Raw genomic sequence first — 12002 nt, 5'->3', positions numbered from 1 at the left:
TGACAAAGTATGAATTGCGTGAAAGAATATAAAAAAGAATTCTAAATTTTTAGTTAAGATACATAAACGAAAATATAATAGCATTTTCTTATTTTGAGCAGGTGGAGGGACTAGCCCGATGAAGCCCAGCAACCGACTGTAATACCATTGTGAAATGGGGCGGAGATAATACCGCCGGATCATTTTATTGATTCCGTAAGGCACGGTGCTAATTCTTGCAGCTATAGAGCTGGGAGATAAGAAGATGGCTTTTTCAAAGCCTCTTCTTTAGGAAGGGGCTTTTACATTTTTAACAGAGAATTGGAGTGCAACTTTGTTCGCAGATGGTTAGAAGCTTGTTAAAGGAAAGACCAACAATGACAACTTTAAGAATGACTTTTACGTATTGGGAGTGATCAGATGAGCGAAATAATCGCTACGTATTTACTTCATGACTTCAAAGGAGAGCATGAGAAAAAAGCAGAAGGCATTGCGTTAGGATTGACTGTAGGGACATGGACTGAACTTCCTCACTTGGTACAACAGCAACTGGAAAAACATAAAGGTAGGGTAGTTTCCGTAACACCCCTTCCCGAAGAAGAGCGAGTTAATCTCTATTTCGGTCAAAAAGTGTACCGTTCAACAATCAGGATTGCCTACCCGGCAGGTAATTTTTCTAATGATCTACCGGCTATCTTGACGACAGTATTCGGTAAATTGTCATTGGATGGGGAAATCAAATTGATGGATTTGGACTTTGTCGGCGATATTCAAAAAGCCTTTCCAGGTCCTCGATTCGGAATTAGTGGGATCAGGGAAAAAATTGATGTGTTTGACCGCCCCCTAGTGATGAGTATTTTTAAAGGTGTGTTAGGTCGAGACCTCGCCTTTCATAATGAACAATTGGAGCAACAGGCATTGGGAGGAGTCGATCTTGTCAAGGACGATGAGATTCTTTTTGACCAAGATCAGACGCCTTTCATCGATAGAGTCAAAACCGGAAAGGCCATTTTGAAAGGTATCTATGAGACAACGGGACATCGAACCTTATATGCTGTGAACCTGTCAGGAAAAACACTAGAACTATTGGATAAAGCTGAACTGGCAGCCGAAGCCGGCGCAGATGCCTTGTTATTTAATGTTCATACATATGGATTGGATGTTCTACAGGCTTTACGCGAAAATGACCGGATCAACTTACCGATCATGGCTCATCCGGCATATAGCGGAGCATTAGCTTCATCTTCATTTTATGGACTCAGCTATCCGCTTCTCCTTGGAAAACTGGTGAGGATATCAGGTGCAGATTTATCCCTCTTTCCCTCTCCATACGGAAATGTGGCACTCGATAAAGCAGAGACATTGGCGATTGCTGAAGGATTGACGAGAAATGAAACATCTTGGAAAAGGACTTTCCCGGTTCCATCGGCAGGTATCCATCCTGGCATGGTTCCAGATCTCATCAAGGATTTTGGGATAGAAAGTGTGATCAATGCTGGTGGGGGCGTCCATGGTCATCCGGATGGTGCAAAAGGCGGAGCTAAGGCCTTCCGTTCCGCAGTAGAAGCTGTCCTTTCCGGAAAATCATTGTCAATCGCGGCTGAGGAAGATGAGGAACTTCAAAAAGCACTGGCCCTATGGGGAGGGCTATAATCATGGTCAAACCGATCATTTTCTGTGATTTTGATGGAACGATCACCAACTCGGATAATATCATCTCAATCATGAAGAAGTTTGCCCCGCCCGGCTGGGAGGCATTAAAAGATGGTGTTCTTCAGCAAAAAATCAGCATTTCCCACGGTGTAGGGGAAATGTTTTCCCTGCTGGATAGCGATTTAAAGGAGGACATCATTCAATATGTGAAGGAGACAGCGGGTATTCGCCAAGGGTTCAGTGATTTTGTGGAATTTACAAAAAAATCAGATATTCCTCTCTATATTGTCAGTGGTGGAATGGACTTTTTCGTTGAACCTCTTTTGAATGACCTCTTACCTGTAGAGAATGTCTACTGTAATCATGCCGACTTCAGTCAGGAAGAAATTATGATTGAGTGGCCGCATACTTGTGATGACCAATGTAATCATGGGTGTGGTTGCTGTAAACCTACGATTATGAGAAAGCTTTCTACAAAGGATCAGTATAAATTGGTGATTGGAGATTCCGTTACCGACTTTGAAGCGGCTAAACAGGCAGATTTTGTTATTGCCCGTGACAGGCTCCTTGAAAAGTGCCGCACAGAAGCCATTCCCCATAAAGAGTTTGAAACTTTCCATGATGTGATTGATATTCTAAAAAAAATGCAGGAGGTGTAAGGGTGACAGCTTCAAAAGAGTGGCAGGAACTAGCGCAAATAAAGGGAGAACTAGCCGAGAGAGATTGGTTCATGGGGACGAGTGGAAATTTATCGATCCGTGAGGCTAATAGCCCTTCTTTTTATATAACCGCAAGTGGCAAGGATAAACGCAAGCAGACAGATTCCGATTTTATTTTGGTGGATTTGTCAGGAAAACCAGTCGAAATGACCGAGCTCAGACCTTCCGCTGAAACTCTTCTTCATACAGAGATTTATCGGAAAACGGATGCCAATTGCGTCCTCCATGTCCATACAGTAGAAAATAACGTGATTTCCGAGTTATATAGTGAAGTTGGGGAAGTGACTTTTTGTCATCATGAAATTATCAAGGCTACTGGACGATGGCAGGAAGATGCAGAATTGAAGATACCCATCATCCATAACCATGCAGATATTCCGTTGTTGGCTGAGACATTCAGTCCCTATGTCGATGCAGACTCAGGAGCGGTGCTTATCAGAAATCATGGTATAACCGTATGGGGAAAAAGCGGGTTGGAAGCAAAAAAAATCTTAGAAGCATGTGAATTCCTGTTTCAATATCAGCTGTTACTTAACCAGCAAAAGATATTGACAGGTTCGCTCAGCTAAAAATATAAAGGAGGAAAAATAATGGCTACAATTAGATTCCAAGAAACAAATGAAGTAATTGAAACAAATGAAGAGGTTCAGAGCTTTTTAGAGACTCAAGGCGTAATTTACGAACAATGGGATATTTCAAAATTGCCAGCCCATCTGGTGGAAAAATATGATCTTACGGATGAAGATAAACAAGAGATTCTTGATGCTTTCCAGTCAGAGATTAAAGAAATTTCGGAAAGAAGAGGATATAAAGCGCATGATATTATCACATTATCCGATTCCAATCCGAATTTGGACCAATTGTTGCAGAACTTCAAGCAGGAACACCATCATGAAGATGACGAGGTACGGTTCATCGCTGGGGGAACGAGTATCTTCGCCATCGAGGGTAGCGAGGGAAAATGGTTCGATGTCCGACTTAACCCTGGAGATTTGATCAGCGTACCTGAATCGACTCGTCACTACTTCACGCTAGCGGAAGATAGAAGAACAGTCGCGGTCCGTATTTTCGTTACAGCGGCCGGCTGGGTTCCGATATATGAAAAAGATGAAGTTCAGGCATAATAAAAGTGTGAAAAAACCAGCTTTCGGGCTGGTTTTTTTATGTGGCCCCGCAGGGTGCTTAAGCGGGAAAAGTATGATAAAATTTTAACGGAAATAAAAATCGTGTACATTATAGGAGAAGATACTAATGAAAACGACCGAAGTATATATATTAGGCGGCTTTCTCGGTAGCGGGAAGACGACGCTTCTTCGAAATATATTAAAGCAGGAAAGTGAAGCGGGTAGAAAAGTGGCCGTGCTTTTAAATGAACTTGGCAGTGTATCGGTGGATAGTGGTTTGATTGGCGATGACGTACCGTTAAAGGAATTGTTTGATGGTTGCATTTGTTGTACCCTTCAGGACAAGCTTGAAATTCAGCTGCAAGAATTGTTGACCGAAAATGATCTAGATGCCGTTTATATTGAAACAACAGGTGCAGCACATCCAGTAGAAGTACTCGATGGAATCATGTCACCATTTTTTGCTAATAAGTTAGAGTATAAAGGGATTATCACGGTGGTCGATTTATTGAGGTGGCGTGACCGCGAACAGCTCTCGCCACAGCTTAGACAGTTGTTGTCCGAGCAAATACACCACGCAGATTTCATCTTATTAAATAAAGCGGATTTGGTAAGTGAAATGGAAGCATCCCAACTCATCTATTCCATTCAGGGGTTGAATCCAGAAGCCGTATGTTTATTGACGGAATATGCAGCCGTATCTATAGGTTCCCTGCAACAAATGCATAGGAACCAACATAAAAACCATCAAAAGCTCGAAGTACATAGCCATCTTCATTTAAGTGCAATCGTGCATACTTTTACAGGGACCATTAATCAAACCGACTTTGAGGATTGGCTCAGGGCCCTCCCTGAAACGGTATACAGGATGAAAGGATATCTTTCCTTCACGCATTCGCAGCATCCTTACTTATTCCAATATTCTTATGGGATGCCATTGTATATGAATGAAATGATTAAAATGCCTTTGAATATCGTCATAATCGGCGAAAAACTGGATAAAGAGAAGATAATCAATGAGTTAAAAGCTTTGGAAGTGAAAGCGGCGATATAGGCGTTTACCACCAATCGAAACCGGGAAAAGAGGAGGACTAGTTATCGAGGAGGTGGTTATGGATGCCGTGGAACAAAAGCGATTATCCTAATTCAATGAAAAATCTTGATGCAGATGTCCGTGAAAAAGCCATTGAGATAGCGAACGCTTTACTTGATGAAGGATATGAGGACGGGAAAGCTATTCCAATCGCCATTGATCGAGCAAAAATGGCAGTCGGAAAAGAATAAAAAAATCAGGCCCCTTAAAGCATGGGCCTGATTTTTTTTATGACTGCAGTCCAAAAGCTGCAAATGTTTTCTCATCTTCAATAAGCCCACATGCTGCGCACTGTACTCGAACTTCAGGACCATTATAGGCTAGGTGAAACGGCTGAAGGGCATCATTTGAGTACTGTTCGACAATCTCACCGGATTGCGGATCTTTCTTAACAGGGGTGGGAACCTGTTCAATGAGATTGAAACGGGATTTATTTGTCCTGCAATTTGGACAACGATATACTTGAGACAATTCACTCACTCCTTTAGAAGTAATAAAGTTAAAATATACTTATAGTCTTTACGAAGATGATTTTTAATATGTATAAATTAGTAATGGATGGAAGGGAAATGGATGAAAAAGTTAATGAATGATGAGACAATATTGGAGGCTTATCTAAGCCTATGGAATAACAGGAGGGTATTGAAGGGGGAAGAAGAACCGTCAAAAGTTCTGTCAGAACTTATCCGACGTGAACTCTTGGATGAAAATGCCCATCCTCGGGTAAGGAAGCCGATTCATGATAAATTTCATTTAAGTGTCAATCGGGTGAGGGAATCCTCTCTTACCGATGCAGAAAAGACAGCAATCATTTCAGCTTACCATGCGGTACAGGAACGACTGTTGGCTTCAAAGTGAAGCGGGAGTTGTTCATCATTTTTCTTTTTTGCTTCATACTTTTTTCACATTTTATTGTTAGAATATTTGAAAATAGCTTTTAAACGAATGAGGAGTCAAAGTCATGATGCGGGTCATTCCCCTTTTGCTTGCCGTTGCCCTGCTTTGTGGATGCGACAGCAATGAAACGTATACCAAAATAAACCTGGATAAATCTTTTTTGGCTACTGTCAACATTAAAGATACAAGCTTGACGTTCCTGGATGAAAACTATCAGCGCTTTGCCAGTTGGGATATTTCTGAACCCTTTACAGGAGCTTTGCTCTTAGCGGACAAAGATACGCTCCTTCTGTATGGAAAGGAGATGTCGACGATTGAAATCTTTTCCCTATCCGCTGGTAAACACATAAACAGCTGGAATTCAGGGAAGGGGATCGTCAATATGCTTATGCTAGAAGAAGACAAGGGGATTGTGGCTGTCAACCAATTGAATCATTCCATTTCCTTTTTAGATGAAGAAGGCAAGGAGCAAGACAGGGTCAGGGTTGGTCAAAGCCCCTTAACCGTACTTCAAGGGAAGCAATCACATAATTTGTTTGTCGTTAACTTTGGGGATACCATCTGTTCGGTGATTGATCTTGAAACAAAAAAAGTTGATCGGGAGTTTACGATAAAGAGTTCCTCCACAGGCGCTTTAGTAAGGGAGGAAAATGAAGAAATTTGGATAGGCGGTCATGGTGAGGGAAAAAAGGTAGAAGAAAATCTCTATATTTATTCGACAGAGACGGGAAAGTTGAAGAAAAGGATTAAGGCGGCGACTATGCCAATAAAATTCATTGAAAATGATGACGGGATTTTTATTCTGAGTCATGGTTCAAGTTCTTTATATAAATTGAATGACAAATATGAAGCGATCAAGAGCCTTGTTGTAGGTGTCAATCCTTTTGAAATGGGAAACTTCAAGGAGGATTTGATAGTGGCAGGGTATGACAGTGATGAAGTGTATATAGTGGATACTGAAACCATGGAGGTCAAGAAAACGGCAAAAGTCGGTGAAGGTCCATTTCAAATGTTGGTTAGGGAGTAGATAACATGCATCATTACACCATTTTAATCGTTGATGATGAAGAAGATATGCGTAACTTGGTAGAAATGTATTTGCTTAACTCAGGATATAAATGTCTTCAAGCGGATAATGGGAGAATGGCTATATCCCTGCTTGAAGTTCATGATGTAGATTTGATCTTAATGGATATCATGATGCCGGAAATGGACGGTTTTTCCATATGTGAAAAAATCCGCTCACAATCTGAAGTCCCTATCATTTTTGTCAGTGCAAAAGGTGAGGAATGGGATATGGTAAAAGGATTAGGGATAGGCGCCGATGATTATTTGGTGAAACCTTTTAATCCAGGTGAACTGGTGGCCAGGGTTGGAGCTGTACTACGCAGAGCAGGGAAAATGTCATTGAAACGAGAAGATACAAATAGCATTCAGCTGGGTGAAATTAACGTCAACCTTGATTCCAGAACTGTGTCTCTAGAGGGGAAGCAAGTGATATTGACATTGAAGGAGTTTGAATTGCTCGTATTCCTCATCCGTCACCAAAATCAAGCGCTGAGCCGCGAGCAGCTCCTCGAGAATATTTGGGGCGGAGAATATGGGGGTTCTTTACGTACGGTAGATACCCATATCAAAACGTTAAGGATGAAATTGAAGACTGACGACTATATTCAAACGGTATGGGGCATTGGCTATAAAATCGAGGAAAAACATGTGGAATAAGCGACCGTCCCTATCTATTAAAATATGGGTAACGATTATTGCCGCAATTATTCTATCGGTTCTATTCGCATACTCGCTATCACAATATTATTACAAAAACTTATATGTAAAAAAAATTAAAACAGATTTAGTTAATGAAGCCAGCTTGCTTGGTGTGGACTATTCCGGAGGGGAAATCACTGAAGATTTCGTGGAAAAGGTAGAATGGTTCAATAGTAAAAATGATAGTGAAGTCTTTGTTGTCAGCAACCCAAGGGAACTAAGTGCCTGCCTGCCCTTTAAAATCGATTATGACACCCTCATTTCAGAAGAAGAAAGGCAACTCCTATTGGCCGGACAAGCCGTAGAAAAAGAAGGGTATGAGAAAAGGTTCGATAAGAATATTGTAGCGGCAATTATTCCTTTAAACGATGGAGATCGCCTTGAAGGCATCATCTATACATATATTCCCGTTGATTCGATTACCGATTTACTTAGAGAGTTTGCAGCAAAATGGTTGGGGGCCGCATTTTTATTTTTAATTGTTGTGATTTTCCTTATGACAAAATGGTTGAAAAAGTTGGTCAAGCCGATCAAGGAAATGGAACACGCTGCCAATCGCGTTTCGGATGGTGATTATAATATTAAGCTTCAAGTCAAGAGCCAAGACGAAATAGGGAGTTTGGCTCAAGCATTCAATGAGATGGCACAGTCCATTTATTTAGAAGAAGAAAGAAAAAAAGAATTCCTCGAAAATGTAGCACATGAGCTTAGAACACCATTGAGCTACGTTTTAGGATATACACAGGCCATTAAGGATGGCATTGTGAAAGATGAAGAAGAAAAACAAAAATACCTTCAACTCATTTCAAGGGAAACGCAAAGGCTGCAAAAACTTTTAAGGGATTTAATGAATTTAGCTAAGTTGGACAGTGAACAAAGTGGTCTTCATAGTACGCCAATTGCCTTTGCCCAATTCATAGAAGAAGTGTTGGTTAAATATGAGCCTATTATGAAAGAAAGGCAAATCCGGTTGGAGGTTGAACTAGATCCTGACCCGATTATTATGGGTGACGAAGGAAGAGTAGAACAAGTTCTTCATAATATCCTGGATAACGCCATTACATATACGGAAACGGGGGGCACCATCTACTTAACATTGAACCAGCAAAAAGAAGAGTGTGAGCTAATCATCGGAGATACTGGAAGAGGAATACCGGCATCAGATATTCACCATGTGATGGAACGCTTTTATCGAGTGAACAAAGCACGAAGCCGATTTGATGGGGGCTCGGGGCTGGGGCTTTCCATCGTCAAGAAATTGGTTGAGCAGCAAAAAGGTAAAATTACTATAGAAAGTGAGGAACAGATAGGAACAAAAGTTAGCATAGTGCTACCGACTATAGTAGATGAATGGAATTAATAAAAAAGGGGAATGGCAATGAAAAAAATGATGATTGTAATGTGTGTAGCTTTAGCCCTACTGGCTGGTTGTGGTAAAGAAGAGGAGATTCCAAAACTGCTGAATGTAGATCTAACGGTCGAACCTACTAAAGGGGAAAGGGACGAGCCTGTAACATTCAAGGCAAAAGTGACCTATGGTGAAGAAGAAGTGAAGGATGCAGATGATGTGAGCTTTGAAATATGGCTGGCAAATAGTGAGGATCATGAAAAAATAGCCGCCACCCATAAAGGAAATGGAATCTATGAATTGGAAAAGGCGTTTAATGAAGAAGGAACTTATTATGTATATGCCCATGTAACGGCTAGGGATATGCACAATATGCCTAAGAAGGAATTCATAATCGGAACTCCAAGCTCACCCGAGGAAAATGGTGGTTCCAAAAATATGGATGAGATGGATCATGACGAAAGTGATCATTGAAAATGATTTTTTTGTCACAATTTCTCGTAGTGAAAAAAGGTTCGGTAAAACTCGAACCTTTTTTCAATTCTATTGAATCTTCATTATTTTTCTAAAAAAGAAAGAAAAAGGAACATTATAAATGTGTTTCATACGAAATATTTGTAATATAAAAGTAAAAAAAGTCATATCAATAAGGGTTTATACAAGTTGTCAACTAAAAGTTATTAGTATTCCATGGTAATGGTAATACGTATCTTCCATTGACAAAAAAATCATGGAAAATATATGAATATGTAAGAAATAGCAAAACATTGATAGAATAAGGTTTATCTCTATGACTATGAAACTAGGATAATATTCCTTCCGATCAATTGTTGTTAGATGTGGCATTGGAAATTGATGGTGCCTTTATTACAAAAAATGCATGATATGATATTTCCAGAGCCAAGACACATCAATGAATTAACGGGAGGAAATACAAATGAAAAAGAAAATGTTCATATCAGCAGCAGCAGCTGCAGCTATAATTTTTACAGGAGCGGGTGCTAGCCAAACTGAAGCGGCAAGCTGTGAAACTGTGAAACAAGTAACATATAAATCTATCAATCAGGAAGATATACAAAAAGTCCTTGAACAATACTTAGCTAAGTATAATATTGCAATGCCAACTTCACACTTCGCATTCCAACAATTAGTACAGCAAGTACAATTAACACCGGAAGCAAAAGCCGAAACACCGGAAGAAGTAGCAGCACCAGAAGCACAACCTGAAGCAACAGAAGAAGTAACAGCACCAGAAGCACAACCTGAAGCAACAGAAGAAGTAACAGCACCAGAAGCACAACCTGAAGCAACAGAAGAAGTAACAGCGCCAGAAGCAAAACCTGAGACAACAGAAGAAGTAACGACAGAGAAAACAAATGAGGAACAAAAAGAGACAAGCTCAGAATTAAGTGCTTTTGAACAAGAAGTAGTTACACTAACAAATGCTGAGCGAGCAAAACAAGGTCTAGCAGCTCTTGAAATTGATACAGAATTGAGCAAGGTAGCCCGTGCGAAGTCTCAAGATATGAAAGACAATAATTATTTTGATCATAATAGCCCCACGTACGGTTCTCCATTCGATATGATGAAACAATTCGGAATTAGCTATACATCAGCTGGAGAAAACATCGCACAAGGTCAACAAACACCAGAAGAAGTGGTTGAAGCTTGGATGAACAGCCAAGGCCACCGTGAAAATATCATGAATGCAAGCTTTACTCATATCGGTGTTGGATATGTAGAATCAGGTAACTACTGGACTCAACAATTCATCGGTAAATAATAAGTTTGATAGAATAAAAAGAGTGTACCTTGAAATTTGAGGTACACTCTTTTTTGCGTTAGTTCAGAAATGATTGCATGTAATCGTTCTAGAGGAATTAAAATTCTGAAACATCGATTTCGGAATACTGCGAATTAAAGCTTTTAGGCAGACGGATTTCTAATGTACCGTCTTTATATTGTGCAGCAGCACCTTTTTTCTTAACGAGAGCAGGCAATGTAATCACATGTCGATCCGATGCTTCTGGTATACCTTCAACGATTGATTGATTAGAAGTATGTTTCAGTTTCATTTGTTTGAGCCAGGCTTCATCCTCGATGGGTATTCTTATGAAGACAAATGAATGCGTTTCGAAAACTTCTGAATGTAAGGGGTGTTCTGAAGGCTTATTATCCTTTTGGAAAGGATTATTAGCTTGGTTCGTCATTCCTTGCATATTTTCTGGTATGACTTGTGTAAATACCTTTTCAATAAAGGTCTGTACATCACTTTGCTGCATATTCTTTAAGAAGTCTTTTTGATTTGAGTTTTTCTGGAAAGAAAAAAGTGAATTCCAAGGAAACATATTGAATTCCTTTCTCCTGCATTTCTGGTGACAGGGTTATTTTTGTTATTTTATGCAGGCTCAAACCCATGGGTTCATTTTCCGATATGTTAATTTTTAGGAAAATAACTCGTGCCTATGTATAATATAAAATAAAAATCATTTGGTAAAGAGGGATGCCTGTGGATGAAAAAGTAGCTGTTATTACGGGAGGAGCAAAGGGAATCGGTAGAAGGACTGCCTATTCCCTAGCAAGTATGGGGGCGTCAATAGTCATCACCTATCGGAAAAGTCAAAAGGAAGCAAAAGCATTGGTACAAGAATTGAGGGAAATTTACTCAGTAAAAGCATTGGCAATTGAAGGCGATGCTTCAGTTGAGAAAGATTGCAAGAGCCTGGTGGAAGTGGTTATGGATACTTTTGGAAGAATCGATTTCTTCATCCATAATGCAGGACCTTATTTGCATGAACGAAAATCCATGACCGAGTATAGCAGTGAAGAATGGAATTACATGATGAACGGTAATCTAAATGGTTTTTTCTTTATGACAAAGGAAATCATCCCTCATATGCGAAAGCGAAGATGGGGTAGGATCATCACGCTCGGTTTTGACCGTTGTGAGACGGCACCTGGCTGGATTTACCGCTCGGCGTTTGCTGCTGCAAAAAGCGGGTTGACCTCTTTAACAAGAACATTGGCATTAGAAGAAGCAACCAATGGAATCACGGTCAATATGGTCTGTCCAGGGGATATCGTAGGTGCATGGAAGGAAGCCGAGATTTTTATGGCCAAGGGGGAGAAGGATGAGTTGGTCCCGGTAGGAAGACCCGGAACAGGAGGAGACGTTGCACGAGTCATCACCTTTTTGTGCGAAAATCAATCTGATTTCATTACCGGAAGCGTCATTCCAATCACAGGCGGAAGTGATATTCTAGGTAAAATCAATAAGAAGTAATAGGATAGATAAAGATAAGAAAAGGTGAAGAAAGGATAAATCCTTTTCAGACTGTAGACAAACTCGATGAAAATCGACTTTGCCTACAGTCTTTTTTATTTTAAAATAAAAGTATTAAAACTTGAGGTGATAAAGATGC

15 protein-coding genes and 1 riboswitch are annotated in these 12002 nt (G+C 40.2%); of the genes, 13 read left to right on the top strand and 2 right to left on the bottom strand.

Annotated features, from left to right (window positions below; genetic code table 11):
• The first annotated feature begins 85 nt into the window (after positions 1-85).
• Positions 86-243, top strand: a riboswitch (SAM riboswitch).
• 156 nt (positions 244-399) lie between these two features.
• From mtnW to ACQKIC_RS13945, 6 genes are all read left to right on the top strand, one after another.
• Complete coding sequence (gene mtnW / locus ACQKIC_RS13970) at positions 400-1632, top strand: 2,3-diketo-5-methylthiopentyl-1-phosphate enolase (RefSeq protein ID WP_402956863.1); 1233 nt, start codon at positions 400-402, stop codon at positions 1630-1632.
• 2 nt (positions 1633-1634) lie between these two features.
• Positions 1635-2291 (top strand): 2-hydroxy-3-keto-5-methylthiopentenyl-1-phosphate phosphatase, encoded by a 657-nt coding sequence (locus tag ACQKIC_RS13965; protein WP_402868939.1) that lies wholly within the window; start codon positions 1635-1637, stop codon positions 2289-2291.
• Positions 2292-2293: 2 nt separating this feature from the next.
• On the top strand, positions 2294-2920 hold the full coding sequence (locus tag ACQKIC_RS13960) for a methylthioribulose 1-phosphate dehydratase (protein ID WP_402956865.1): 627 nt from the start codon (positions 2294-2296) through the stop codon (positions 2918-2920).
• A gap of 21 nt (positions 2921-2941) precedes the next feature.
• Positions 2942-3475 (top strand): cupin domain-containing protein, encoded by a 534-nt coding sequence (locus tag ACQKIC_RS13955; protein WP_402868936.1) that lies wholly within the window; start codon positions 2942-2944, stop codon positions 3473-3475.
• 127 nt (positions 3476-3602) lie between these two features.
• A complete protein-coding gene (locus tag ACQKIC_RS13950) occupies positions 3603-4529 on the top strand; it encodes a CobW family GTP-binding protein (RefSeq protein WP_402868934.1) in 927 nt (308 codons plus the stop codon).
• Between the two features lie 62 nt (positions 4530-4591).
• Entirely contained in the window at positions 4592-4759 is a 168-nt protein-coding gene (locus tag ACQKIC_RS13945; RefSeq protein ID WP_402869899.1) for a hypothetical protein, read from the top strand.
• Positions 4760-4796: 37 nt separating this feature from the next.
• Here ACQKIC_RS13945 and ACQKIC_RS13940 read toward each other — a convergent pair whose 3' ends face one another.
• On the bottom strand, positions 4797-5039 hold the full coding sequence (locus ACQKIC_RS13940) for a DNA alkylation repair protein (RefSeq protein ID WP_402868932.1): 243 nt from the start codon (positions 5037-5039) through the stop codon (positions 4797-4799).
• Positions 5040-5141: 102 nt separating this feature from the next.
• Here ACQKIC_RS13940 and ACQKIC_RS13935 point away from each other — a divergent pair, with 102 nt between their 5' ends.
• From ACQKIC_RS13935 to ACQKIC_RS13910, 6 genes are all read left to right on the top strand, one after another.
• The gene (locus tag ACQKIC_RS13935; RefSeq protein WP_427591784.1) at positions 5142-5426 is read left to right on the top strand and encodes a hypothetical protein; all 285 of its coding nucleotides are present in this window, start codon (positions 5142-5144) and stop codon (positions 5424-5426) included.
• Between the two features lie 103 nt (positions 5427-5529).
• Entirely contained in the window at positions 5530-6492 is a 963-nt protein-coding gene (locus ACQKIC_RS13930) for a YncE family protein (protein ID WP_427591785.1), read from the top strand.
• Positions 6493-6497: 5 nt separating this feature from the next.
• Positions 6498-7190 (top strand): response regulator transcription factor, encoded by a 693-nt coding sequence (locus tag ACQKIC_RS13925; protein WP_402956871.1) that lies wholly within the window; start codon positions 6498-6500, stop codon positions 7188-7190.
• A complete protein-coding gene (locus ACQKIC_RS13920) occupies positions 7180-8592 on the top strand; it encodes a sensor histidine kinase (RefSeq protein ID WP_427591786.1) in 1413 nt (470 codons plus the stop codon). Before ACQKIC_RS13925 ends, ACQKIC_RS13920 begins: the two co-directional genes overlap by 11 nt.
• Before the next feature lie 18 nt (positions 8593-8610).
• Entirely contained in the window at positions 8611-9054 is a 444-nt protein-coding gene (locus tag ACQKIC_RS13915; RefSeq protein ID WP_427591787.1) for a FixH family protein, read from the top strand.
• A 463-nt stretch (positions 9055-9517) separates the two neighbouring features.
• Positions 9518-10363 (top strand): CAP domain-containing protein, encoded by an 846-nt coding sequence (locus ACQKIC_RS13910; RefSeq protein ID WP_402988238.1) that lies wholly within the window; start codon positions 9518-9520, stop codon positions 10361-10363.
• A gap of 97 nt (positions 10364-10460) precedes the next feature.
• On the opposite strand, the gene ACQKIC_RS13905 is transcribed toward ACQKIC_RS13910, so the two are convergent.
• Complete coding sequence (locus ACQKIC_RS13905) at positions 10461-10928, bottom strand: Hsp20/alpha crystallin family protein (RefSeq protein WP_402956879.1); 468 nt, start codon at positions 10926-10928, stop codon at positions 10461-10463.
• Between the two features lie 161 nt (positions 10929-11089).
• On the opposite strand from ACQKIC_RS13905, the gene ACQKIC_RS13900 reads away from it, so the two are divergent.
• A complete protein-coding gene (locus ACQKIC_RS13900) occupies positions 11090-11863 on the top strand; it encodes an SDR family oxidoreductase (RefSeq protein WP_427591788.1) in 774 nt (257 codons plus the stop codon).
• The last annotated feature ends 139 nt before the right edge of the window (positions 11864-12002 follow it).

The sequence above is a fragment of the Peribacillus sp. NPDC046944 genome (assembly GCF_050272735.1).
Classification (GTDB): Bacteria; Bacillota; Bacilli; order Bacillales; family DSM-1321; genus Peribacillus.
Note: the sequence above shows the minus strand (reverse complement) of the source record. Positions and strands in the feature narration are given on the sequence as shown.